Consider the following 24,548-nt stretch of genomic DNA (forward strand, 5'->3'; position numbering starts at 1 on the left):
GAGCACACGCAATTGTCTATTCCGATGCTGCAAAAAGTCCGGGTTGGCGCGTACATCGCGCGCCAGCATTTCATGCGCAACAAGCGTTATCCGCTCGCGCTGATGTTGGAGCCGCTGTTCCGCTGCAACCTGGCGTGTAACGGCTGCGGCAAGATCGATTACCCGGATCCCATTCTCAATCAGCGCATCTCGATGGAAGACTGCCTCGCCGCCGTCGATGAATGCGGTGCACCGGTGGTGTCCATCGCTGGCGGCGAACCGCTGCTGCACAAGGAAATGCCGCAGATCGTGAAGGGCATCATCGCGCGCAAGAAGTTCGTCTACCTCTGCACGAACGCGCTGCTGATGGAAAAGAAGATGGACGACTACCAGCCGAATCCGTATTTCGTCTGGTCGGTTCACCTCGACGGCGACAAGCAGGCGCACGACCATTCGGTCTCGCAAGACGGCGTGTACGACAAGGCTGTTGCGGCCATCAAGGAAGCGAAGCGCCGCGGTTTCCGCGTGAACATCAACTGCACGCTGTTCAACGACGCCGATCCTGAGCGCGTGGCGAATTTCTTCGACACGCTCGGACCCATGGGCGTGGACGGCATCACGGTGTCGCCGGGTTATGCGTATGAACGCGCGCCGGACCAGCAGCACTTCCTGAACCGCGAGAAGACGAAGCAATTGTTCCGCGACATCTTCAAGCGCGGCGATAACGGCAAGAAGTGGTCGTTCAGCCAGTCGAGCATGTTCCTCGACTTCCTGGCCGGTAACCAGACGTACGAATGCACGCCGTGGGGCAACCCGGCACGCACTGTGTTCGGCTGGCAGCGTCCGTGTTATCTGCTCGGCGAAGGGTATGTGAAGACCTTCAAGGAATTGATGGAAACCACCGAGTGGGACAAGTACGGCACGGGCAAGTACGAGAAATGCGCGGACTGCATGGTGCATTGCGGCTTCGAAGCCACTGCCGTAATGGATACGGTTTCGCATCCGCTGAAGGCGCTGGGTGTCGCGTTGCGTGGTCCGCGTACCGAAGGTGCTTATGCGAAGGACCTGCCGGTCGACAATCAACGCCCGGCGGAATTCGTGTTCTCGAAGCACGTCGAGATCAAGCTGGAAGAAATCGGCCGCGCGAAGAACAACAAGGGCGGCAAGCAGACAACGACAGCTGCGGCTTGAGTTTGAGCACTTTGCAATTGGCTGGTCGGTTTAGCTTCGGCTGATCACTCCAGCCAATTGCATGCGGCAAAAGGAACGGGTGGATGAGGTCGCGAAGAGCGGCGTTATCCGCCCGTTTTGTATTTCAAGATGCGGAAGTGGCGCGCCCGTGTAGCATCGCGTGTTTTCAAAGCAAACAAGCAGGAAGCAATAGCTGAATTCAGCGTAATGATCAATCTCGGCAAAGCCGATCTGGACGACTACTCACTGCTGGCAAAAATGCTGCACAAAACGGGTTTTAGCGAGACAAAGGCCGCGCAGGTGGCAGCGGATTATCGACTGCTGCCAGCGTCGTTCAGGTATTCCAGCGAGACCGAGAACATGACCGCGGTAAGAGAGAAAGCGCTGATGTCGGCGAAGAGCGTTTCGTCGAAGGCGATGGTGCTTGTGTCGGAGTGTTGAGGTGCGGGGGTGAGTGTGTAGGGGTGAACTTGGTGCGCATAAAGTTATAAGGTACGGCCGCGTCTACCCGTTCGCAACCTAGCTCACCAGATTGTTTTAACGTGGGCGTAAGCCCTTATCTTGAGATCTTTCGTCACGAGCGGCGCGGCAAATTTCCGGGCCGTCGCTACGATCAGCCGATCTGCAGGGTCTTTGTGGAACTCGCCCGGTAGTTGGACGGATTTCAGGGAAACATCGACGTCGACCGGAGCAAACCTCACGCCCGGAATCTGCTGCACGGTCGCTAGCCAGTTTTCCATGTCCATTGAGAACGCTATCGTTTCACGCTCTACGAGCATCGCGATTTCCCAAGCGGAGATCGCCGAAACAATGATTTCGCCCCCGGCTCGTTCACGTTCGATTGCAGTCTTGGCCTTCTTGCTCAGTGCAGCATCGTTGGTTACCCACCAAATCAGCGTGTGTGTATCCAGAACGATCACTGCACTGCCTCCCAATCGTCTTCCCCAACAGGGTCCGTCGGATTGTCGTAACGCAATAGCGATCCACGCAAAAGATCGAGCGGGTCCCTCGCATCGGCACGATACGGCCGCAACTCCAGCGTTGGCCGGCCATGGTCGGTCACGATCAAACTTTCCCCTGAAGACTCGACCTGCCGAAAGAATTCAAGCGCTTTCGCCTTGAATTCGGATTTCGATACTTGCCGATTTGGCATCTTGTGCCCCTAGTCATATGTCTATAGTCATATTGGCGGACAGAGGGATGTTTTGTCAATGGGCGGGCGTTGACAATTACCGCGCAAAAAAAGGCGCTCCCGGCTTGCCGCCAGATGCGCCTTTTTGTCCTGCTGCTACACGATGACCAAGGGGGCCAATCCACGCTATGTGAGCGAATCCCGGTCCCAACTCCGCTAATTGTCACTCCGCCGTCCGCGCGTTGTGTGCGGTCAAGAACTTGATCAGGCCATCCACGCCACCCTTCGACAACTGTCCCGCGAACTGTGTCTGATACACCTGGATCAGCCACGCGCCCATCATGTCGATGTCGTAGATCTTCCAACCGTCCGGCGTCTTTTCCAGTCGATAACGCACCGGATTGTCACCACCCGTGGAGTACACATGCGATTGCACGACGGCGTCTTTCGCGCCGGCATCGAGTGTCGGGACGTCGAATTTGAACTTGACGTCTTCATCGCGTAATTGCGCCAGCGACGACGCGTAGGTGCGCACCAGCAGCGTCTGGAATTGATCGTAGAGCTGCTTCTGCTGCTCCGGCGTCGCCGTGCTCCATGCCTTGCCGACGGCAATCCGCGTGGTGCGCTGAAAATCCGTGGCCGGTACGAAACGCGTCTGCACCAGTTGCGTGATCTTGGTCATGTCACCGCCACGCGCCGCAGGATCAGCCTTCATCGCACTGACAGTTCCTTCCACTGCGCCTTTAACGACGGCATCAGGACTCGTCTGGGCAAACGACGTGCTGGAAAACAGCGCCGCCGAGAAGGCCAGAGCGAGCAGAACAATGCGGACAGGTAAATAGCGTTTCATACGACCGTTATCGAGTAATGGAGGGTGGCGTGCAGCGCGAAGCGCCGGGTTGGCTAAAAACGCCGTAAGTATATCGACCCGCGTCTCCCGCGACAGTTCAGCGAACTCCAACGATCATCGGCGTGCGACTGACGCGGGAGCCGGTCGAAGGCAGCACACAGGCAGCACACAGGCAGCACACAGGCAGCACGCATCGATTCTACTGGTCCACGACCGCGGCCGCGAAAAGTCCCCTGCTCTCACACCTGCGGACTCGGCCCGCTTTCCAACAAGCGTTCGAGCGTCTGCGTATCGCGAGTTCGCACTTCGTACGTCAGCCTCCTGGAAAGTCCGCGCATCCGTATTGAAAACAATTATTACCTGTGTAATGATATTGATTCGCATTTAACAAATAAAGGAGCGGCACCTGTCCATCGCGACGATGCAATTACTGCTTCGGCTCCGCCGTTCGCCAGCCACTCACGCCGCCGCGGGCATTCGCGGAAGCCATTGACCGGCAGCGCACGAAGGTGCCGGTCATCGACCATTAGTACTCGGGGAAACACATGTTGAGGAAGACACCGCTGGCCGCGGCGATCATGACCGTGGTGGCGGCTCCCGCTGCCGCGCCGCTTTATGCCCACGCGCAGGCTGCGCCGGTCAGCAAGACCGATCGAACCGCTCGAACAGACCAAACCGCGACACCCGCCGAAAACGCCACCTTGCCCGCCGTGCATGTGTCCGGCCAGGCCGACACCGCCACCGATTTCCAGCCCGAAAAATCCAGCGTAGGCGCCAAGGTGCCAACAGCGTTGCGCGATATTCCCCAGGCCGCCGTTGTGGTCCCAAAAGCCGTGCTGGACTCGCAGGCAGCGACTTCTTTCTCCGATGCCCTTCGCAACGTCCCCGGTGTCACCATTGGCGCGGCGGAAGGCGGCCAGATTGGCAACAACATCAACTTGCGCGGTTTCTCCGCTCGTACGGATATCTATCTCGATGGCTTCCGTGATCGCGGACAGTACTATCGGGACACGTTCGACCTGGAATCCATCGATGTGCTGTACGGCCCGTCATCGCTGTATTTCGGCCGCGGCTCCACGGGCGGCGTGATCAACCAGGTGAGCAAACAGGCTGAGCTGAAAGCGCACGCGTCGGTGTCGGCTATGGTCGGCACGAGCGACCGCTATCGCACCAGTTTCGACATCAACCAGCCGCTCTCCAGCACCTCCGCCGTGCGGCTCAACGCGTTCGGCCAGGATCTCGGCTCCACGCGCGACGTGATGAAAAACAAGGACTACGGCTTCGCGCCGACCGTGCGCTTCGGCATCGGCACGCCGACGGAAGTCACGCTCTCCGCTCTCATCCAGCACAACCGCGACCAGCCGGACTACGGCATTCCCCCTGTGAACGGCGCGCCGGTGCCGGTGAGCAAGAACCAGTTCTACGGCTTTGAAGGTGACCGCACGATCCAGGACGTGCAGACGTTCTCGGCGCGCATCCAGCATCGTTTCAACGACAACCTCACGCTGCGCAACCAGACGCAGTTCAGCCACTACAGCACGGAAGCGACCGCGACCAACGCGGCGGCCGTGCTGACCGGGCCGTTGGGGACGTCGACGGCGTTGGCCAACGGCAATTACACCTCGTTGCCGCTGTCATCGCTGTATGTGAAGTTGCAGGGCAAGGACCGCAACATCAATGATCACTCGGTCTACAACACGACCGATATCGACTACAAGTTCAACACGGGCCCGCTCAAGCACGAGGTGATAGCAGGCATTGACCTGAGCCACGAGACATACAGCAACCAGTCGTTCACCGCGACAGCGGCGGGCTTGCCGTCGAACACGCTTGCGATCGTGCCCCTGCTCAATCCGCAATACACCACGCGTCCGTCGAGTACCAAAGTCGTGGCGACCAACCTCGCGGAATCGAGCGCGAACGGCATTGGCATCTATGCCAACGATACGGTGTCCATCGGCCAGTACTGGAAGGTAGTGGGCGGCTTGCGCTGGGACAGGTACGAAGCATCGATCAAGAACACCATCAACCTGCCTTCGTACGCCACGCAGACCAACTACTTCACCAGCGTGCGAGGCGGGATCATTTTCCAGCCGACCGATTGGCACTCGTACTACGTTTCGTACGGCACGTCGTTCAATCCGTCTCTGGAAGCGCTGACGCTGACGAACAACCAGCAGAACACGCCGCCGGAATCGAATCGCTCGTATGAAATCGGCACGAAGTGGGATCTGCTCGGCGGCGGATTGTCGGTGACGCAGTCGCTGTTCAACATCGATAAAACCAATGCCCGGACGCTCCAGGCGGACGGTAGCTATACGCTCGACGGAGATGTGCGCGTACGAGGTTATCAACTCGGGCTGGCTGGTCATATCACTAACAAGTGGCAGGTTTTTGGCGGCTATACGTACATGGACGGCAAGGTGGTGAAGGCGCTGGACAACACCAACGGCAAGACGCTCGCGAACACGCCGCGCAACATGATCACGTTGTGGATAACTTATGATGTCACGCCGCAATGGACCTTTGGCGGCGGCCCGGTTTACACATCGGCGCGTTATGCGGCCAGCAACGACTTAGTGCAGGTGCCCGCGTACACGCGTTGGGACGCGATGGCCGCGTATCACCAGAAACATTACGACATCCAGTTCAACGTGCAGAACCTGACCAACAAGCATTACTACGATGCGCTGATCCCGTCGGATGGCGGGCGCGCGGTGCCGGGTTACGGCCGGACGTTCCTTGCAACGCTAAACTACCGCTTCTATTGATCAACTGCGGGACACGTGAGCCGCGCAATGAGTTTCGCGCGGCTCACGCTAGCTGGATAAAAACATGATCCTCTCGATACCCAACGTCCTCAGCCCTGAAGACGCCGCGGCCATGCGCCATCGGCTAGATGTTTCGGACGCTTGGGTGGACGGTCGCGCGACGGCCGGCTATCAGGGCGCGCCGGTCAAACGCAACCAGCAGATTGCCCAGGAAGCGCCGATTGCGCTTGAACTGGGTGATGTCATTATCGGTGCGCTCGAGCGGCATCCATTGTTCATCAGTTCCGTGCTGCCCAACCGGGTTTATCCACCACTGTTCAACCGCTACGAAGGCGGGATGCACTTCGGCAGTCATGTGGATGGCGCGATCCGCCTCGTACCGGGACATGGCACGCGCGTACGCACGGATGTATCGATCACGCTGTTTCTCACGCCGCCAGAGGATTATGACGGCGGCGAGCTGGTGATCGAGGATACCTACGGCGTGCAGGAAGTGAAGTTGCCGGCGGGGCACGCGATTGTTTATCCGGCGACGAGCCTGCACGAAGTCCGGCCGGTGACGCGGGGAATGCGGGTGTCGAGTTTCTTTTGGGCGCAAAGCCTGGTTCGCGACGACACGCGCCGCAGCCTGCTATTCGATATGGACAACGCGATTCAAAGGCTCAACGCACAGAATGCCGACGATGCCGCCAGACGCACGCTCGTGGGGTGTTATCACAATCTGCTGAGGCTTTGGAGCGAGACTTAAGCGTTGGATTTTTAGTCTGCGAAGACTTCCTGCAGCGTCCGCAATGTGACGGATAACGTATTAGCCGGAATAGCGCCGAGCTTCTTGACCAGGCGAGTCTTGTCGATCGTGCGGATTTGATCGAGCAAGATCAGCCCCTTCTTTTGACTGAACAAAACGGATATGCGGTAAGGCGCCGGCCGGCTTTTAGTCGTCATTGGCGCAACGATCACCGTGCGCAAGTGGTCGTGCAACTCAGGTGGCGATATCACCACGCATGGCCGGGTCTTCTGGATTTCGCCGCCAACGGTGGGGTCGAGGTTAATCAGCCAGACCTCTCCCCGCATTACCACGAAAGCTCCGCATCATCCGCATTCGGAAACTCGCCCATCACCAGTCCGTCGTCGCCGGCTTCTGCAATTGCCTTGCTTGCTTCGGACCATCCTTGGCGCGCCTTTTTCTGCGGTTTTCTTAAAACAATTGCGTCGTTTTCCACTTCCATCTCCACTTCGTCCTCCAGCCCAAGTTGGGCCAGGATGGGTTTCGGAATCAACACGCCTTGCGAATTACCCATCCTGCGAATCGTTGTTTTCATCGCTTCACCGTAATGACAATGTTAATCCGAAAGGGATCTGTGCGGTCATACAATGTTAGTACAATTTGTCATTAAATGTTCGATTGATCCTCGCATATCGTTCCAGCGAGCACCCCCCCTGAATCCCCCATCTGTAGCCACCTCCCCGCGCCCGGTATACTCACGCGTCGCCCCAGGGCACGTTGTCCACTCTGCAAACCACCAGAACACGCCCTCCGAGGCATTCGTCTTCATGCTCACGCCTCTCATCGCCCGTCTCGTCACGTTATCGATCCGCCGACCCGGCTGGGTCATCGTTTTGTCGCTGTTGCTCGCCGTGCTGAGCAGCTATTACGTTGTCCATCACTTCAAGATCAGCACCGACATCAACCAGTTGATCGAGATGGAACCCGAATGGGCGGCGCGCGGCCAGGCTATCGACAAAGCCTTTCCACAACGTGGATCGACGGTACTCGTAGTGGTGGAAGCACAAGCGCCCGAATTCGCCGATGCCGCCGCCAACGAGCTCGCCGCCGCGCTGGCCAAGCGCACCGACCACTTCACAGCCGTGTCCCAGCCCTCAGGCGGCGACTTCTTCGAACACAACGGCCTGCTCTACCTCCCGACCGATAAAGTCGCCGACACCACCCAGCAACTCGCGCAAGCGCGCCCGCTGATCAATGCGCTGGCCCACGATCCCACGCTCAACGGCCTTGCCGGCACGCTCAACACCAGCCTCAACCTGCCGCTGCAAATGGGTCAGGTGACGCTCGGGCAGATGTCGAAACTGCTGGGCCAGAGCGCGGTCGTGCTGGATAAAGTCGTCGCCAATCAACCCGCCGTGTTCTCGTGGCGCAATCTCGTCGACACCTCCGCCACGCAGCCCGCGCGCGCGTTCGTGACCGCGCAACTGGTGGTCGATTACAACGCGCTCGAACCCGGCGCGAGCGGAACGAACGCGATTCGCGCGACAGCGGCTGAGTTGAAGTTATCGGAGAAATATGGGGCCGTGGTGCGGCTCACCGGCGAACAGCCGCTTTCCGATGAAGAATTCGCGTCGCTGAAAGACGGCGCCGTGCTGAACGGCATTTTGACGTTCCTCGTCGTGCTGTCGATCCTCTGGCTCGCGCTGCGCTCGGGGAAGTTGATCGTCTCGGTGTTCATCACGCTGTTCGTCGGCCTCGCGATCACGGCCGCGCTCGGCCTCCTGATGGTCCACGCGCTGAACCTGATTTCGATCGCGTTCATGGTGCTGTTCGTGGGGCTCGGCGTGGATTTCGGCGTCCAGTTCGGCGTGCGATATCGCGAGGAACGCTTCAAGGACGACCGGCTGGACGTGGCGCTCGTCAGCACCGCGCGGCACGTCGGCGTGCCGCTCACGCTCGCCGCCGCCGCGACCGCCGCGAGCTTTTTCTCGTTTTTACCGACGGCTTATCGCGGTGTTTCCGAACTCGGGCAGATCGCGGGCGTCGGCATGCTGGTCGCCTATTTCACCACCATGACCTTGTTCCCGGCGCTGATCAAAGTGTTCGCGCCGCCGGGTGAAGCAGGTTCGCCGGGATTTCCGAAGCTTGCGCCCGTCGACGATTACCTCGCGCGCAATCGCACGCCGGTGCTTATCGGCACGCTGGTGGTGGTGATCGGCGCTCTGCCGTTGCTGACGCACCTGCGTTTCGACTTCAATCCGCTGAATCTCAAGGACCCGAAAACGGAGTCGATGGCCACGCTGCTCTCGTTGAAAGACGCACCCGAAGCGGCCGTGAACGATGTGAAAGTGCTCGCGCCTTCGCTCGAGGAAGCAGACAAGATCGCGGCGAAACTCATGAAATTGCCTGAAGTGGAGCGCGCGACGACCTTATCGACGCTCATTCCCGCCGATCAACCGCAAAAGCTCGATTTGATCGCCGCCGCGGCAACGCAGCTTCTGCCCGCGTTGAACCAGCGCGTTGCCACGCTCGCGAATGACGCCGTGCGTGTCGCCACATTGAAGCGCCTCTCGAATCAGTTGGAACTCGCCGCCGATGAACACCCGGGCCCCGGCGAAAACGAAGCGCGTCATTTGGCAGCGACGCTGAAAAAGCTCGCTTCGGCCGATGTCGCCACCCGCGACCGCGCGGAGCACGCCATGTCCGACCCGCTGCGCATCGCGCTGGGCCAGATGCGTTCGCTGCTGCAACCGTCACCGATCACGCTGGCATCGCTGCCTAAATCGATAACCGACAACTTCCTCGCCGCCGACGGCCACGCGCTCGTCGAAGTGTCGCCCAAAGCGCTGGCAGGCAAGAATCGCGACGACGACCAGTTGCTCTCCCGTTTCGCCCATGCCGTGCAGAAAGCCGCGCCGGACGCGATCGGCGGGCCGATTTCCATCCTGCATTCGGCCGATACGATCATCAAGGCGTTCCAGCAGGCGGCGGCGTGGTCGCTGATCGCCATCGCGATCCTGCTGTGGCTGACTTTGCGTCGAGTCGGCGACGTTTTAAGAACTTTGATACCTTTGCTCGTCTCGACGGTTGTCACGCTGGAGCTGTGCGTTGTGTTCGACATGCCGCTGAACTTCGCGAACATCATTGCGTTGCCGTTGATGCTGGGCATTGGCGTGGCGTTCAAGATCTATTTCGTGATGGCGTGGCGCTCGGGACAAACCGGCCTGCTGCAATCCAGCCTTACGCACGCCGTGTTGTTCAGCGCCGCCACCACGGCGACAGCGTTCGGCAGTTTGTGGTTTTCGCATCATCCAGGCACGTCGAGCATGGGCAGGCTTCTGGTCCTGGCGCTTTTTACTACATTGATCGGCGCAGTGGTTTTTCAGCCGGTTTTAATGGGAAAACCCCGAGTGCGGCGCAAGGCGGCCCACACCGTTAAGACCGCACCTTAAACGCAGCTACTATTCACGCACGACCCCAAGGAAACCGACTCATGACGATGGCAAAAACGCTTGGCGCCGCCCGCAACTTGCGAGCGCTGACCGGCGGTGTGATGCTCGCCGCCGCTTTCGCCCTGTCCGGTTGTGCCACCGGCCCTGATCGTAACCCGCACGATCCGCTGGAACCCATGAACCGCGAGATCTTCAAGTTCAACGACGCCGCCGATAAATACGTCGCCCACCCGATTGCGACCGGCTACGTGAAGATCACGCCGACCCCGCTGCGCACGGCGATCAGCAATTTCTTTTCGAACATTGGCGATATCGGCAACTTCGCGAACAACCTGCTGCAGTTGAAGATCACCGATGCCACTGAAGATCTGGTGCGCTTCGCGTTCAACTCTACGTTCGGTATTGGCGGGTTGATCGACTGGGCGACGCCCGCGGGGCTGCCCAAGCACGATCAGGATTTTGGGCTGACGCTCGGCCACTATGGCGTGCCGGCGGGGCCGTATCTGGTGCTGCCGCTGCTGGGACCGAGTTCGGTGCGCGACTCGACGAGCTGGATTGCCAGCTACCCGCTCAACCCGGGAACCTATCTGAGTACGGGCGCCAACGCGGTGCTGTTCGGCGTGCGCTTCGTCAGCGCACGGGCCGATTTGCTCGGCGCGACGGATATCCTGTCGCAAGCCGCGCTGGATAAATACGCGTTCGTCCGCGATGCCTACACGCAACGCCGCCAGTATCAGCTGACGGGCGCGGCGAACGCGGCACTGCCGGATTACGGCGATGAGAGCAGCCCGACCGCGGCACCAGCGACTGGCGCGAGCGCGACGGCTGCGCCGGAGACGCCGGGCATGGGCGGCAGCAGCAGTTCGCAAGGCTTGCCGAACTACGCCGATCCGGGCGCGGCTCAGCCGGCATCCGCGCCGGCTGCAAAGTAACACTGCTCGCGATACGGCCTGTGCGGCCGTATCGCCAGGGCTACATCACGGCGGCCCAGGGATGGCGCTCGAAGTGGCGCTTTTCAAAGGCTTCGATATCGGCAAGCGAGGTCAGGGTGAGATCGATCGTGTCCATGCCTTCGATCACCATGCGCTTGTGCCGCGCACCCAGCGGGAACTTGAAAATCTGGCCGCTTGTTGTCGAGGTAACCGTCTGCGCTTCTAAATCGATAAGAATCTTCGACGCCGGATCATCCGTCGATTCGCGCAGCAACACGTCCACCGCTTCACGCTCGAGTTGCACGAGCAGCAGGCGATTGTTCATTGCGTTGGAGTAGAAGATTTCAGCGAAGCTCGGTGCAATGACGGCATCGAAACCGTATTGCTGAAGTCCCCATACCGCATGTTCTCTGCTCGATCCGCAGCCAAAATTTGCTCCGCCGATCAGGATGCGCGCGCCGTCGTAAGCGGGCTGATTCAGCACGCTACCGCCAAGCGGCTCGCCATGTTCATCGAAGCGAAGGTCGTAGAGCAAGCCTTTGCTCAAACCCGCTTTATCGATGATGCGAAGGAACTGCTTCGGCATGATCTGATCGGTATCGAGGTTCTCGATCGGCAATGGCACGGCGCTGTCTTCAATCGTGGTCAGCTTTTTAGTCATGATGTGTCTCCAACGTGCGGACATCGGTGATCTTGCCGGTCAGCGCGGCAGCGGCTGCCATCGCGGGACTCATCAGATGCGTGCGGCCGCCGCGTCCTTGCCGGCCTTCGAAATTGCGATTGGTGGTGGATGCACAGCGTTCGCCCGCTTCGAGAAAGTCATCGTTCATCGCGAGGCACATCGAGCAACCCGGCTCGCGCCATTCGAAACCGGCTTTCTTTAGCGTCTCCGCGATGCCTTCCGCTTCAGCTTGGCGACGCACCGAACCCGAGCCCGGCACGACCATCGCGCGTACGCCTTTGGCGACTTTGCGTCCACGCACAATCGACGCAACGATGCGCAAATCCTCAATCCGCCCATTCGTGCATGAGCCGATAAACACGCGGTCGATCGGCGTTCCTGCTATCGGCTGATTCGATTCGAGGCCGATGTAATCGAGCGCTCGACGCAATGCGGCGGCGGCCTCGGGCGTGGCTTGTGTGGTGGCATCGGGGACGAGTGCGTCTACTCGCATCGCTTGATCGGGGCTCGTGCCCCACGTGACGAAGGGCGCGATGTCGTGGGCGTCGAAGGTGTATTCGGCGTCGAAGATGGCGTCGGCGTCGGATTTCAAATGGCTCCATTCGGCGAGCGCGCTTTGCCACGCGGCGTCATCAAGCGATGTGGCATGCGCGCGGACGTAGTCGAACGTCGTCTGGTCCGGCGCGATCAACGCCGCCCGTGCGCCGGCTTCCACGGTCATGTTGCACAAGGTCATGCGCGCTTCCGCCGAGAGCGACGCGATGGTCGGGCCTCTAAATTCCACCGCATAACCCCGCGCGCCCTGAGCGCCGATACGGCTGATGATCCAGATAATCACGTCCTTCGATGCGGTCCCATAAGGCAGCGCGCCATCGATGGTGATACGCATGGTTCGCGCCACGCGATACACCAGCGTCTGCGTGGCAAGCACATGTTCAACCTCCGATGTGCCGATACCAAACCCCAGCGCGCCCAACGCGCCGTACGTGGTCGTGTGGCTATCGCCGCAAAGCACGGCCATGCCGGGGCGGATCAAACCTAGTTCCGGCGCAACGATGTGCTCAATACCCTGCAGCGGATCGTTCGCGGCATAAAGCCGGATGCCCGCTTTGTCGCAGTTACGCGCGAGATTCTCGGCTTGCAGCAGTGATGCGGCATCACGAATCACACGCGGCGATTCGGCATGCGTAGGAATGATGTGGCTCACCACAGCGAGTTGCTGCTTCGGACGGCGCACCGGGCGATGTTTCTCAGCGAGACCGCTGAACGCTTGCGGACTCGTGTACTCGTTCATCAAATGGAGATCGACATAGAGCAGCACGTTCTGATCGTCGATACACGTCACCGTGTGCGACTCAACGAGTTTTTGATAGAGAGTTCGGTTCGACATGATGCTCAAGCCCGCAGAAACGGCAGCGCGCACTCGATCAACAACTCGGGCGCTTCTTCCGGAATGTAGTGACCGCATGGCAGCGAGTGGCCGCTGACGTTATCGGAGAAATTTCGCCACTCGGCGATCGGATCGAAGCACTTTTCGATCACACCTTCCGCGCCCCACAGCGCGAGAAAATCGCACTTGATCTTCTGGCCCTTCGCCAGCGATTCGCGGTCATGTTCCAGGTCGATAGTGACGCTCGCGCGATAGTCCTCGCAGATGCCATGCGCCGTGTCGGGCTGTTGCAGGCAGCGCAAGTATTCGGCGTACGCCGCCGGCGTGAACGGCTTCAAACCCGCACTACGCGCGCCGATGGTCTGCTTCAGGTACAGGTCGGCGTCGGCACGGATCAGCGTCTCGGGGAACGGCGCGGGACGGACCAGGAAAAACCAGTGCCAGTAAGCCCGTGCGAATTCGAACGAGGTCTTCTCGTACATCGCGAGCGTCGGCGCGACATCCAGTGTGATCAGCTTCGTCACGACCTTCGGATGATCCAGCGCCATGCGAACCGCCACCCGGCCGCCGCGATCATGACCAAGCACCGCGAACGATTCATAACCAAGCGTGCGCATCAGGTCGACCTGATCTTGTGCCAAGCGGCGCTTCGAATAGTTGCTGTGATCGGGGAGGCCTTGCGGTTTGTCGCTGTCGCCGTAACCGCGCAAATCCGCGGCCACAATCGTGAAGTGTTTCGCCAGCGTGGGCACGACCTTGTGCCAGATCACGTGGGTTTGAGGATGGCCATGCAGCAGCAATAACGCGGGGCCAGTGCCGCCTGTTATCGCCTTGATCCTGACGCTATCGACCTTTGCCGATACGTCCTTGAAGCCATCGAACATCGTTGTCTCCCGCAGTTTTATGAAGTTTAATTGATGCATTTGCCGATACAGTTTCTATTCAGGCAATCCAGACTTAACTTCCAGGAACTAATGGATGGACGGTTTTTCGGACCTCAACCTGTTCACGCTGGTCGCGCGGCATCGCAATCTGGCGGCGGCCGCGCGCGATCTCGGCGTAACGCCGCCTTCCATCAGCAAGCGTCTGGCGCAACTGGAACGGCGGCTGGGCGTGCGGCTTTTAAATCGCACCACGCGGCGCGTCAGCCTCACGCCCGAGGGCGAGCTGTATCTGGCGAACGGCTCGCGCATCCTCGATGAACTCGCCGAACTGGAGCAACTCGTCACGAAAAGCCGGGCGGAGCCGACGGGTTTGCTGCGCGTGAATGCATCGTTTGGATTCGGGCGGAGTCGGATAACGCCAGCGGTATCGAAGTTCATCGAGCGATATCCGGCGATCAAGATCCAGTTGCACTTGTCGGACCGGCCGGTGAATTTGCAGGAGGAAGGTTTCGACCTGGGCATCCGTTTCGGCGATGTTCCCGACGCGCGCATCAACGCGCGTTTGCTGCTCAGGAACCGGCGGATTGTTTGTGCATCGCCGGAGTATGTGGAGAAACATGGGCTGCCCGTCACGCCGCACGACCTGACGCGGCACGCGTGTCTCGTACTGCGCGAAAACGAATCTGCTTATGGGGCGTGGAATTTCACGCGCGGCAAGAAGGCGGAGACGATCAAGGTGGACGGGCCGCTCAGCAGCAATGACGGCAGCGCGGTGCTGCAATGGGCGCTGGATGGACGCGGCATTGCCGTGCGCTCGCAATGGGAAACCGAGGCGCTGGTTCAGGGCGGGAAGCTTGTCGTGCTGTTGAACGATTGGGCGCTGCCGAATGCCGATATCCACGCGGTTTATTTAGAGCGGCATCAGTTGTCGGCGAAGCTGCGGACGTTCGTGGAGTTTTTGGGGGAGGAGCTTCGTGCGGGGGCGGGTTAGGCGGCTCCTCGCGCGACGACGGATTATGAAATTCGGGAATCGAGCTATTCGGTGCGGCTATCGATTAGGCAGAAAAAGGCAGCGTTTAATTAATTGATTTAAGGCGATGGTTTGCATCGCTTGTTGTATAGCGAATTAGCCGACGCAATGCGAAATACGCCCGCTTTTCTGCGGGCGCATTTTATCGACGCTTATGCGGATTGATTCAAGCGGCTTTGGCTTTCGCTTCGGCTTGGAATGCGCGGGTTTATGCGGCCTTATCGAAAGACTGCTGCATTACTCGCTGTTGCGGTGCATGGCGGCGCTGGTCTATCTCCGCCATACCATGCGCGAGGGCAAACTTACGTGCATCGACAGGACACGGAAAATGCCCCAGCACGCCCGTCGCGCGCTGCAAGCCATCGATCTCCCTGACGATAAGCATGGCTGCATACATTCCATCGTCGTACGCGGCCAGCGGAATCAACACGACGTTCTCGTAAGCGATCTCAGCGTATTGCATGTCTGATCCCCCTCATGTGGACGACTCACTACTCTCTCAGCGCACCAGTCGATCTGGTACGTCTTTGTGTTTAGGCATTATCAATAAACAAAAACCAAGAATCAACGGGATTTGTGCGATTCAGGGTTTGTTGGGACGGTTTGGGCCGTTCCGATGTGGCGAGCACTTCATTTATTCGATACATGCACCGGGTTGGAGCGCTTCTTATACAGACTAACTATGTCAATTTGATGTGATGCGTGGGGTGGCGCATGGTCGTTGAAGCGGTGAACGGTTAATGCGTGGTGGTTAAGCGCTTTACCCACGATGTCAGGCATGCGGTATGCGGAATCGCTTTATCGACAGCGATGTCCTAATGACCTATGGGGGCGCTTGTGAAACTCGAATCGACTGCATGGTTTCCGTTGAGCGACTACACGCCGACGCGCGACGGGTGGTACGAGGTGCAACTCACGAGCGGCGACACGGCGTTCGCGAAGTTCGGCGCAGATGGATGGACCGAAAAACCGATGCTCGTCTTCACGCACTGGCGAGGCCTTTGCGCCGATCCAAGTAAGGTGGATGGTGTGGAGAACATCAATGCTGAGGCGACGGCGGCAGAAGGGGTTAGAGCGGTTTGGGATACGTTCTTTCCTGGGTCGGGAGCGGAGCGGCATAAGCCGTTGGACGCGGGGCATGGCAAATAGCATCGGGGTGACGTGATGATTCGGTGGGGATGGATGGACTGGCGAGCGTGGGCGGCTCGCCGGTTTTTTCGTTTTGGGGTTTATGGTTGGCTCGGTTTGGCGTCTTGCTCGTCAAGCTGCGGACGTGGACCACGCCCGTTTTCCAACACGTTGCGACGGGCGATGAAGCTGAATCTGACGGCGGGTTGGGCCCTGCTTGGTAAGTTGTTGCGCCGCTCGAACTGCGGTTGTGCCTTCATGAGCCTCTTTCTCGCCGATGTTCGCTTAGCGTCTCGGCGAGGGGCAGCATCCCGTTGTGTGACAATCAAAGTTCTTAATCCATTCAACTACGGTACGGCGGAAGCACATGAACAAGAAAGTGACGTATCTGGTCAGCATATTTATCGGTACTCCGACACAGCAGCACGCACAGATCAAAGACATCGCGGCGCAAGTGTCAGGTGACGACTACGAGTTCCTGCACCTGCATCAAATGGGCGCGTTCCTGGTGCTGAACACGGATCGCGATGCCAAGGAATTGGCAGGTTCGTTTTCGCGTGCGACAGCAGCCGATGATCGAGTATTCATCTGCGAAATAGGCCAGGACTGGCACACGCTTGGATTGAACAAAGCGATGTTCTGGTTGCAGAACCATCTGGCGACAAAGACGCAAACGCCAGCGACCAAGAAAGGGAATCCGTTTGGGGATAGTTGACTATATGTGAGGTGAGCGTGTGGGCGGTTCTTGGCTGATTGGTTCCAATCTGCCGGACTCACGCCGTAAAACAGTTGTACAGACTTTAGGTGAACGGCCCCTTTTCGGCCATTGCCGACATTCGGCTATTGACGTTGGTGAGACGGCTACAGGTCGCTTTCCTGACCTTCGCACATCGATAGCCGCGAACGTCAGGGTTCACTACACGCGGATGCGTACTTGCGACCCAAAGCTGACCGCTGGCTGCCTCGAGCAATGGAGTGCACGCCTGTGCCGGCGTAGTCAGTCCGGGATCTCGGGCTCGATCAACTTTGCCAACTGAACAAGCGACTCCTGCCAGCCGAGGTAGCACATCTCCACAGGAATGACCTCGGGTATCCCCTCCTGCACGATGGTGAGCTCGGTTCCGCAGGACACCTGCTGCAATGAAATGGTCGCGTGCATCTGGCCGGGCAGGTTCGGGTTGTCGAATCGATCCGAGTAGCGGATCTTCTCGAACGGCACCAGTTCGACGTACTCGCCACCGAACGAGTGGCTGCTGCCGGTGCCGAAGTTACGGAAGGACATCTTGTAGGTGCCACCAACGTGGGCATCCATGTGGTGGACCTGACAGGTGAACCCGTAGGGAGGGAGCCACTTCGCTATCGCATCGGGCTCGAGGAAGGCTCGATAGATGCGTTCGGGCGTAGCGCGCAAGACGCAATGGAGACGGACAGTTCCGTTAGTCATGGTGTGAGCGCCTTTCAGTGGAGAAGTTGGACATACCCCTACGACGATTCGGCGACGCTGGTATCGACATAGGTTGAGACCAGGGAAAACCCATAGGCGCCGATAAGTTTCACCCGCTACCGATGCTTCCTTCAAGTTTGAGTGACTGCCATTTCAGCGTTCGTCGAATGCGGTCCGCGATATCGCGCTGTTCAATATCGCAATCGACAACAATCTGCGCGGTTGTGATCCCGCTGTCAACTCGTGCTCCGTTAATCTTGCTAGCGTCGAACCCGTGTAATCGAACTGGCGCCATCGCGCACCCGGCGCTATGGCTGGTCCCGCAGTTTCAACAATTTTTGTCGACCGCTAGAGGTCGGCAGTCATCTTTCTCGTGTCCAAAGGACGGCGTGCCACACAGAGGAATCCGGCGCGGAGTAACCCGCGACCTGACCGCGATTGTTGATCCCCTGAGCGATACTTTGGTTGTCACCGGGGAGCGTGCCCAAGTCGGTCATCACCCCTTTTTCAAACAGAAAGGCATGCTGCTGCCACCCGCTTGCGGTGTTCGACGAGCCGACCACCTGGCCGCGCTCGTTGATCCCGTAAGCGGCACTCTTGTTGCCACCGGGGAGCGTGCCTAGGTCGGTCATTATCCCTTTTTCAAACAGAAAGGCGTGCTGATCCCCGCCTGCGGTAGTCGACGAGCCGACTACCTGGCCGCGATTGTTGATCCCGTAAGCGGCACTGCTGTTGCCGCCGGGGAGCGTGCCCAGGTCGGTCATCCCCCCTTTTTCAAACAGAAAAGCGTGCTCGTTGTTGTCGCTTGCAGTGGACCAGCCGACCACTTGGCCGCGATCGTTGATCCCGTACGCGGAGCTGTAGTAGCCACCGGGGAGCGTGCCCAGGTTGGTCATCACCCCGTTTTCAAACAGAAAGGCTTGCGACGCCCGACTTGCGTCGAACGACCAACCGATCACCTGGCCGCGATCGTTGATTGCGCTAGCGGCACTGTTGTCGCCGCCGGGGAGCGTCCCCAGGTCGATCACCTGCCCCTTTTCGAACAGAGTGGCGCGCGGGTACCCGCTCGAGTTGAACGAGTAACCGGCCGCTTGGCCGCGATTGTTAATCCAGTAAGCGGCGGAAAGCGTATCGCCACCGGGGAGTGTGTGCAGGTCGGTCACCACTCCGTTTTCAAACAGAGAAGCGTGCTGATCCCCGCGTGCGTCGAACGAGTAACCGACCACTTGGCCGCGCTCATTGATCCCGACAGCTTGGCTGCTGTTACCGCCGGGGAGCATGCCGAGATCCCTGATGACGAGACTTTGGCCTGAGGCGGGCTGGAATGCGGCGACCGTGACCAGGGTGAAAACGATCAGGACGCGCCGAACGTAGTTCGTATTGCTAATTAGATTGCACGTGGATTGCATGATGATCACCTTTCCTGAGACATGACATGGATCACAATCGGCGACCTGACCGCAGGCGTGCCGAATGCGTTTTGACAAGGACCACCTGAGAATCGTGGACGGGCCCAGACTGCAGTCGTGCCGAGGAAACTGCTACCCAGCTGCCTAATAAGCGGCGTAACGCCAAGTCCCGTGTGATGGTTCGCCGTCCAGAGTCGGATTACGACATGCACCAATATCGACATGGACGTCCGCACGACTTCGATTCATGTGCGGCACAAAGCGGTACACCTTGCGTCTCAATGTAGGTGGAGGTCGATAGAAAGTCGAGTTTTTGTAAATAAAAAAATCCAGTATATGTGCCATCCGGCGCATCTGTATCGGGATAAATTGCGCTGGCCTGCGTCGGAAAGCGCATATACCTCGCACCATGGATCACCGTGATCGACGACAAGATCGCCCATAATCCGCTCCCCCATTGGAAATTATAAAATGTGTGCAGATAGAAGCTATCGACCAGTCTAGTCTAAGGAATGTTTTCTTCAACTTATTAAATAATGAGGCAGATTAGTGACACTGCAAAATTGTGATGACTTGCCTTTGCTTGATGGTGGGTTAAACGATAGCTCGGGTTCGAGCGCTCGACTCACTGGACCTCTTACGTCGAATGCGCGAAGGACGGCGGCACGTCGCGCCACGTAGGGAATGCGGCGCGGGCTGGTATGGCGCGTCCGTTCTGATGATGTACAAAGGAAGTGACATCACGTTGCTATTCCTTTCGAAGGTATTCTGTGCATTAACCACCTTCCAGAAATACCGGTTCTCCCTTTCGGGTTAAAGCGGGCGTGAATGCTCCCATGCGGTCCCACAAAAGCCATTGAGTGCCGGCAAGAACTTCGGTATCGTTGACGGTATCCGCGCCACATGGCCGGGCGAAAACGCCGTCTCCACTAGGGTTCCGCCCCGCAATTGACAATCGAGTGGGAGTGATCCCGCGTCTGGTATAGACCGGCATCAACGAGCACTAAAACCCCGGAAAGCCCGTAAAAATAGCGGCTTTCCGCTGGTTACGATGGCATCGTCCGGTATCGCCTCAACAGATTTGATTTCTTGTTTCAAGGCTCGTTTCGACAACGCACGAGAAGTTTCCGAAATATCTTACGAGTTTCCAGTTCGGTTCACTGCGCTATTTCAATTTTTCGGTCTCGAATGCGAAACAATGCATATTTATGCGATTCGATGCGAAGGATTGCGAAAGAACGCAAAAGAATGGTTGGACCGGAGATGTATTCGGCATATGCAGTCGGCTTCGCACTTGTTGTCGATTTTTAGCATTGTTTATGGTGACAAGATAGGTGTTGGGGTCCTACATCGCAAGCGATGCAGACCCCCAACACCTGGGCTAAGTCGCCCGTTGGGCTCTACGCTTGTCTTGCTCTGGGAGGCTTTCCGGGCATCAGTAGATCTCCTGATCCCTGACGGTAAAAGCCGTCAAAAAACAGGAGGAAAACCTCGATGCTAACCGACGCTGCACTGCGTAATTTGAAGCCTAAGTCCAAGATTTATAAGGCTTCTGACCTTGATGGGATGTACGTGACGGTAGCTTCGCGCTCGGGCTCATCGAGCCGGGCCCGGTGGTGTTGGTCACGACGTTCAACAAGGGGCGACCCCGACATCATGACGATGGGTTTCCACATGATGGTGCAGCATCCGACATTGATCGGTGCCGTGATCGGCCCTTGGGATTACAGCTATGAAGCGCTCTCGGAGACAAGAGAATGCGTCATCGCCATACCATCGGCTCGTTGATCGGTTTGCCGCTGAGCAGCAGGAGGGCCGCGATGCGCATGCGCCCCCACTCCCTGCGGCGGTACCAGAACCCACCTCACGTTTTCAGCGCGTGCGCATTTCCTCAAGAGCGGCGGCAAGCTCTAGGAGATCCCGCCGCAACCGCGATACTCTCGATTTGCCAAGCTTCGCGAGAGCAACGGACTGCAGTTCCAGTCTCACCTCCGCAGACGCCGCGTGTAAGGCGACCCCGCGCTTCGTCAGGCGCACGATCTTGGCGCGCGTGTCGGTTGAGTCAGGTACCTGCTCGACATAGCCGCGTGTTTCTAGTTCCCGAACCAGCTGACTAATAGCCTGTTTGGTGATTCCGGCTCGCTGCGCCAGGGTGCTGGGACGGGCGCCGGTCGCATCCAGCAGCGGCATGAGGCTCGAGAAGGCGGGCGTCACGTCGTTGAACCCACAACTAGCAACCTTGGCCATCATGGTGGCGGTCAAGGCGCGGCCGGCGGCAGCCAGGGCCGGTGCAAAGTTGTCTTCCTTTTCTTCCTTTAAGTTACTCACGAGCGCCTATGTCGTCACAGATTAAAATATCATCAAGATCCTTGACTATATAGTCAAAGTACTTTACCTTCTGTCGTCAAGGTAGTTTACCAGATCGCGGGGGTCGATGGCAGCCATGGCGGCCGCGCGCTTTCTTTGAAGATCGCCGAAACCTCCTGACAGGAGTCAAACATGACAGCCTCAGATCCACATCCAAGAAAGCGTGTAGTAGTCCTTGACACCGAGATGAGCTATGTTGACGTGGGCGAAGGGCGAAGGCGAACACCCATCGGGATACACGGTACATGACCACATAAAGGACGACCGTCTTCGGACCGTGCGCGGGTGTATTCTGCCGTCATATGCCCGCCATTTCGCCGACGTCGGCGCTCATTGTCTGGAGAAGCAATGAACATTAGCGCACACAAGCCTGACACACCCACCTGCCAACTGGTGCAAGCTGGCCCACAGTTCGAGGGGAAGCAAGGGCTGACCTATGCTGTAGGTATTTCAGCTGAAAGCGTGGGCTCGAAGCATATGCATCTTCAGCTTGCAACAATTCCGCCGGGTGTCCGTGCCAAAGCGCATCTCCATGCGGAACATGAGACGGCCATCTATCAACTGAGCGGCGTCTCGGGGTGCTGGTATGGCGAACGATTGGAGCAGCATGTGGTGGTTCGGGCCGGAGATTTCTTCTACATCCCTGCAGGGGTGCCGCATGTTCCGTACAACGCGAGCGCGGATGAGCCTTGCGTCGCGGTGATCGCCCGAACGGATCCCAACGAACAGGAAAGCGTTACGATGCGCTCGGATCTTGATGCCTTACCTGACTGGTCGAGCGTTACGCCTTTACCGCTCTAATTGCGCTGAGTGCAACGGAGCAGTTGCACCATGACGCGTCGCCATATCATCGCTGAGCAGAACAGGCGAGCATCTGGAACTGCACGTGTCGTTTGAAGGCACGCGACCCAGTGCGCGGTTAAGGCGACGTTATTCGGGCACCACTAGACGAAAGAGGTGGCAACAGACAAACCGAACCTACTGCCACCGCACCACATCTCGATACCGAAAATACGCAGCCGGTGAATGTGTAACCGGCCGTTCGCGGCGCCTGATTGGTGAACGGCCGTTCAGTGGCCTAAAACGGCCACCTCGACTCCGATGAGTGAGCGGTAGCTTCGGCCGAACATGAGCCGCTAACATCCTGCACAACGCTTAGGCGCATAAGTGCCTTAAGCGCTACTGAAGATGATCGGGCACGTTGATGGCTGCCAATTTTAGGTATCTTGTTCTCCACCGATTTCCGCGATTACCTTTGCCAACGCTTCCTCTGTCAGGCCGTACTTTTTTGCAACAGGCATCGTAACGGCGTCAATTTCTCTCGCTGTGTCACGGAACAAAGTCTGTATGGCCCTAAGCTCAGCAATCATTGCGTCACGTCCTGATTTCTGCGTAAATGAAACTGCGCGATCAGGGAAGTACCCCGTGCGCTAGCCAATTTCGCTGGTTAAGCGCGTCCGAAAGCAATGCCTGAATAACTTCCGTGGGCTGTCCTACGTCCTTAATTCGGCGTATCAGCTTACCCATTGTCTGACCCAGCTCTCGTGCTTCAAAAGCGTCAAAGGCACCGATCCAAGCATCTTCGGACTTGAACTCAGCGACTGCTTTCGGAAAATGTTCAAAAAATAATAAATGCTGGAAGATAGATTGTTCGAGACACTGAGCGAGATAAATGGCTAAGCCAAAGTGTGCATAGACATCACGTACATGATCGGATTCGTGTTGGTCGTTCATAGCGCGAATGATTGACTTTGTTGGAAGCAACATACGCACAACCCAACGAATTATCCGACTGGATGAGATTCTTTGCCAAAGGTGAACTGCTAGGCGCGTCATCCACAGAACATCGTTCGGCCAAAACACGCGCCACCCTCTCCGCGTGCTAATTTCATCGAAGCGTATTCGTTTCTGACACGCCATCACCCCACCCGACCATCACTTTAATTACCATTCCACAGTGACCATCCACTGAAGCCTCTCCCCCATGGAATTCGATACCAAACTAGCCATCATCGTGCTCGACGACCTTGCCGTCTGGCAGAAACTCAACGTCACCGCGTTCCTCGCGACCGGCATCGCGGGCGCGGCGCCTGACGCGATGGGCGAACCCTACATCGATGCCGCCGGCAGAACCTACGCCCGTCTGCTTGGCCAGCCGATGATGGTGTACCAAACCGACAGCGCCGGCCTCCTCCGTGCCTTCCGCCAAGGCTTAGAACGAGAACTAACCCGCGCCGTCTACGTCCGCGCGATGTTTTCAACTGGCCACGACCAGGCCAATCGGGAAGTGTTTCTAAAGGAGCTGGCCGATGCGCCCGATCTAGTCGGACTAGCCGTAAGAGGACCGAAGAAATCGGTCGATAAAGCCATCAAGGGCTTATCGCTGCATGGGTGATTGAACCGCGGTCGGACGCCAAACCACCGGCCGCAATTTCCCGCCTAACCGCGCAATCGCCACCCACATCAAAGCAGCGCCGCACAACCAAGCGAACAACAAAGAAAACCAAAACCTCTAAACCCCCAACGCCCCCGCCACACCCAAAGCGTGCCTTGCCTGCACCAACGAAGTCCGTGCCGCCCTCGCATCCCCCGCGATCCTCAACAACGTCCCTAACTGCGAAGGCTCCTTCAACAACTCGCGCAGTATCGGCAAAATTGTCGTCTTCCCATCATCACGCAACCCAGCCGTCGCAGCACTCGGCAGACTCCGCCAGGCCGGATCAACAATCGCCCTACACACCGCAAACGGTAACCCCCGCGCCATAGCAATCGCCCCGGCAATATGCGATTCCATATCCACCGCCAGCGCACCGGTAGCGCGATACATCGAGCTCTTCTCCTGCACCCCAGTCAACGGCGCAGTCACACCGGCCATCGTCCCTCTAACCGCACGCGCTTCGAGCGGCGTCCCGGCAAAAGCAGCAAACAGCCGCGCGGACCACTCAGGATCGGTATCGAGGATTCCAAACGGTCCCGACACAGAACTAGCGATAACCAGCGTCCCCGGCTCCAACTCAGGCGCAAGCCCACCCGCCGTGCCGAAACTAATAATCCCGGAACATCCCCGCGCCAAGGCTTCGCTTAACGCACGCTCAAGCAAATCCGACCGCGCCGCAAACACCGCTTCCACGCCCGGCCCACGAGCGATACGCGCTTCGAACGCCATCCCCGTCACCGCAA

General features: G+C 58.4%; 26 protein-coding genes. 12 read left to right on the forward strand and 14 right to left on the reverse strand.

Annotated features, from left to right (window positions below; all coding sequences use genetic code 11):
• Positions 1-12: 12 nt before the first annotated feature.
• Together hpnH and EOS_RS14275 are read left to right on the forward strand one after the other, a co-directional pair.
• Positions 13-1,170 (forward strand): adenosyl-hopene transferase HpnH, encoded by a 1,158-nt coding sequence (gene hpnH / locus EOS_RS14270; protein ID WP_047847368.1) that lies wholly within the window; start codon positions 13-15, stop codon positions 1,168-1,170.
• A gap of 207 nt (positions 1,171-1,377) precedes the next feature.
• A complete protein-coding gene (locus EOS_RS14275; protein WP_152693122.1) occupies positions 1,378-1,611 on the forward strand; it encodes a hypothetical protein in 234 nt (77 codons plus the stop codon).
• A gap of 83 nt (positions 1,612-1,694) precedes the next feature.
• Here the strand turns inward: EOS_RS14275 and EOS_RS14280 are convergent, their stop codons facing one another.
• The 3 genes from EOS_RS14280 to EOS_RS14290 all read right to left on the reverse strand — a co-directional run bounded on the left by EOS_RS14280 (position 1,695) and on the right by EOS_RS14290 (position 3,152).
• Positions 1,695-2,090, reverse strand: coding sequence for a type II toxin-antitoxin system VapC family toxin (locus tag EOS_RS14280; protein ID WP_047847307.1), 396 nt, complete (start codon positions 2,088-2,090; stop codon positions 1,695-1,697).
• On the reverse strand, positions 2,087-2,323 hold the full coding sequence (locus tag EOS_RS14285) for a type II toxin-antitoxin system Phd/YefM family antitoxin (protein ID WP_047847308.1): 237 nt from the start codon (positions 2,321-2,323) through the stop codon (positions 2,087-2,089). The genes EOS_RS14280 and EOS_RS14285 overlap by 4 nt, the downstream gene beginning before the upstream one ends.
• 202 nt (positions 2,324-2,525) lie before the next feature.
• Entirely contained in the window at positions 2,526-3,152 is a 627-nt protein-coding gene (locus EOS_RS14290) for an MlaC/ttg2D family ABC transporter substrate-binding protein (protein ID WP_047847309.1), read from the reverse strand.
• Positions 3,153-3,697: 545 nt separating this feature from the next.
• Here EOS_RS14290 and EOS_RS14295 point away from each other — a divergent pair.
• Both EOS_RS14295 and EOS_RS14300 read left to right on the forward strand, forming a co-directional pair.
• Positions 3,698-5,923: a TonB-dependent receptor gene (locus tag EOS_RS14295; protein WP_047847310.1), complete on the forward strand. Its 2,226-nt coding sequence runs from the start codon at positions 3,698-3,700 to the stop codon at positions 5,921-5,923.
• 64 nt (positions 5,924-5,987) lie between these two features.
• Entirely contained in the window at positions 5,988-6,671 is a 684-nt protein-coding gene (locus EOS_RS14300; protein WP_047847311.1) for a Fe2+-dependent dioxygenase, read from the forward strand.
• A gap of 11 nt (positions 6,672-6,682) precedes the next feature.
• Here EOS_RS14300 and EOS_RS14305 read toward each other — a convergent pair whose 3' ends face one another.
• Positions 6,683-7,003 (reverse strand): type II toxin-antitoxin system PemK/MazF family toxin, encoded by a 321-nt coding sequence (locus EOS_RS14305; RefSeq protein WP_047847312.1) that lies wholly within the window; start codon positions 7,001-7,003, stop codon positions 6,683-6,685.
• A complete protein-coding gene (locus EOS_RS14310) occupies positions 6,997-7,245 on the reverse strand; it encodes an AbrB/MazE/SpoVT family DNA-binding domain-containing protein (protein ID WP_047847313.1) in 249 nt (82 codons plus the stop codon). Before EOS_RS14310 ends, EOS_RS14305 begins: the two co-directional genes overlap by 7 nt.
• Before the next feature lie 232 nt (positions 7,246-7,477).
• On the opposite strand from EOS_RS14310, the gene hpnN reads away from it, so the two are divergent.
• Both hpnN and EOS_RS14320 read left to right on the forward strand, forming a co-directional pair.
• Positions 7,478-10,102, forward strand: a complete 2,625-nt coding sequence (hpnN, locus tag EOS_RS14315) for a hopanoid transporter HpnN (RefSeq protein WP_047847314.1) — start codon at positions 7,478-7,480, stop codon at positions 10,100-10,102.
• Positions 10,103-10,143: 41 nt separating this feature from the next.
• Positions 10,144-11,034, forward strand: a complete 891-nt coding sequence (locus tag EOS_RS14320) for an MlaA family lipoprotein (RefSeq protein WP_053063878.1) — start codon at positions 10,144-10,146, stop codon at positions 11,032-11,034.
• A 40-nt stretch (positions 11,035-11,074) separates the two neighbouring features.
• On the opposite strand, the gene leuD is transcribed toward EOS_RS14320, so the two are convergent.
• The 3 genes from leuD to EOS_RS14335 are packed head-to-tail and all read right to left on the reverse strand — an operon-like array spanning position 11,075 to position 13,990.
• Positions 11,075-11,695, reverse strand: a complete 621-nt coding sequence (gene leuD, locus EOS_RS14325; protein ID WP_047847315.1) for a 3-isopropylmalate dehydratase small subunit — start codon at positions 11,693-11,695, stop codon at positions 11,075-11,077.
• Positions 11,688-13,106, reverse strand: coding sequence for a 3-isopropylmalate dehydratase large subunit (gene leuC, locus EOS_RS14330; protein ID WP_047847316.1), 1,419 nt, complete (start codon positions 13,104-13,106; stop codon positions 11,688-11,690). Before leuC ends, leuD begins: the two co-directional genes overlap by 8 nt.
• Positions 13,107-13,111: 5 nt before the next feature.
• Positions 13,112-13,990, reverse strand: a complete 879-nt coding sequence (locus tag EOS_RS14335; protein WP_047847317.1) for an alpha/beta fold hydrolase — start codon at positions 13,988-13,990, stop codon at positions 13,112-13,114.
• A 94-nt stretch (positions 13,991-14,084) separates the two neighbouring features.
• Here EOS_RS14335 and EOS_RS14340 point away from each other — a divergent pair, with 94 nt between their 5' ends.
• Positions 14,085-14,981 carry a LysR family transcriptional regulator gene (locus tag EOS_RS14340; RefSeq protein WP_047847318.1) on the forward strand — a complete coding sequence of 299 codons (897 nt, stop codon included), beginning with the start codon at positions 14,085-14,087 and terminating at the stop codon, positions 14,979-14,981.
• Positions 14,982-15,228: 247 nt separating this feature from the next.
• Here the strand turns inward: EOS_RS14340 and EOS_RS14345 are convergent, their stop codons facing one another.
• Positions 15,229-15,483 (reverse strand): hypothetical protein, encoded by a 255-nt coding sequence (locus EOS_RS14345; RefSeq protein WP_047847319.1) that lies wholly within the window; start codon positions 15,481-15,483, stop codon positions 15,229-15,231.
• A 362-nt stretch (positions 15,484-15,845) separates the two neighbouring features.
• Here EOS_RS14345 and EOS_RS14350 point away from each other — a divergent pair, with 362 nt between their 5' ends.
• Positions 15,846-16,169 (forward strand): hypothetical protein, encoded by a 324-nt coding sequence (locus EOS_RS14350; RefSeq protein ID WP_200908643.1) that lies wholly within the window; start codon positions 15,846-15,848, stop codon positions 16,167-16,169.
• A gap of 346 nt (positions 16,170-16,515) precedes the next feature.
• Positions 16,516-16,863: a hypothetical protein gene (locus EOS_RS14355; RefSeq protein WP_047847320.1), complete on the forward strand. Its 348-nt coding sequence runs from the start codon at positions 16,516-16,518 to the stop codon at positions 16,861-16,863.
• 282 nt (positions 16,864-17,145) lie between these two features.
• Here EOS_RS14355 and EOS_RS14360 read toward each other — a convergent pair whose 3' ends face one another.
• Together EOS_RS14360 and EOS_RS14365 are read right to left on the reverse strand one after the other, a co-directional pair.
• Entirely contained in the window at positions 17,146-17,592 is a 447-nt protein-coding gene (locus tag EOS_RS14360) for an SRPBCC family protein (RefSeq protein WP_047847321.1), read from the reverse strand.
• 362 nt (positions 17,593-17,954) lie between these two features.
• Entirely contained in the window at positions 17,955-19,001 is a 1,047-nt protein-coding gene (locus EOS_RS14365) for a DUF3466 family protein (RefSeq protein ID WP_047847371.1), read from the reverse strand.
• A gap of 1,494 nt (positions 19,002-20,495) precedes the next feature.
• Between EOS_RS14365 and EOS_RS48955 the strand changes: the two genes are divergently transcribed.
• Positions 20,496-20,789, forward strand: a complete 294-nt coding sequence (locus tag EOS_RS48955) for a flavin reductase (protein WP_053063880.1) — start codon at positions 20,496-20,498, stop codon at positions 20,787-20,789.
• An 84-nt stretch (positions 20,790-20,873) separates the two neighbouring features.
• Here the strand turns inward: EOS_RS48955 and EOS_RS14375 are convergent, their stop codons facing one another.
• The gene (locus tag EOS_RS14375) at positions 20,874-21,329 is read right to left on the reverse strand and encodes a MarR family winged helix-turn-helix transcriptional regulator (RefSeq protein WP_053063881.1); all 456 of its coding nucleotides are present in this window, start codon (positions 21,327-21,329) and stop codon (positions 20,874-20,876) included.
• Between the two features lie 387 nt (positions 21,330-21,716).
• Here EOS_RS14375 and EOS_RS14380 point away from each other — a divergent pair, with 387 nt between their 5' ends.
• The gene (locus EOS_RS14380; RefSeq protein WP_047847322.1) at positions 21,717-22,169 is read left to right on the forward strand and encodes a cupin domain-containing protein; all 453 of its coding nucleotides are present in this window, start codon (positions 21,717-21,719) and stop codon (positions 22,167-22,169) included.
• A gap of 609 nt (positions 22,170-22,778) precedes the next feature.
• Here the strand turns inward: EOS_RS14380 and EOS_RS14385 are convergent.
• On the reverse strand, positions 22,779-23,102 hold the full coding sequence (locus tag EOS_RS14385; protein ID WP_152693123.1) for a hypothetical protein: 324 nt from the start codon (positions 23,100-23,102) through the stop codon (positions 22,779-22,781).
• Between the two features lie 250 nt (positions 23,103-23,352).
• On the opposite strand from EOS_RS14385, the gene EOS_RS14390 reads away from it, so the two are divergent.
• Positions 23,353-23,763, forward strand: coding sequence for a DUF2000 family protein (locus EOS_RS14390; protein ID WP_047847324.1), 411 nt, complete (start codon positions 23,353-23,355; stop codon positions 23,761-23,763).
• Between the two features lie 117 nt (positions 23,764-23,880).
• Here the strand turns inward: EOS_RS14390 and EOS_RS14395 are convergent, their stop codons facing one another.
• Positions 23,881-24,534: a phosphorylase gene (locus EOS_RS14395; protein ID WP_047847325.1), complete on the reverse strand. Its 654-nt coding sequence runs from the start codon at positions 24,532-24,534 to the stop codon at positions 23,881-23,883.
• Positions 24,535-24,548: the final 14 nt, after the last annotated feature.

The sequence above is a fragment of the Caballeronia mineralivorans PML1(12) genome, from assembly GCF_001028175.1.
Taxonomy (GTDB): domain Bacteria; phylum Pseudomonadota; class Gammaproteobacteria; order Burkholderiales; family Burkholderiaceae; genus Caballeronia; species Caballeronia mineralivorans.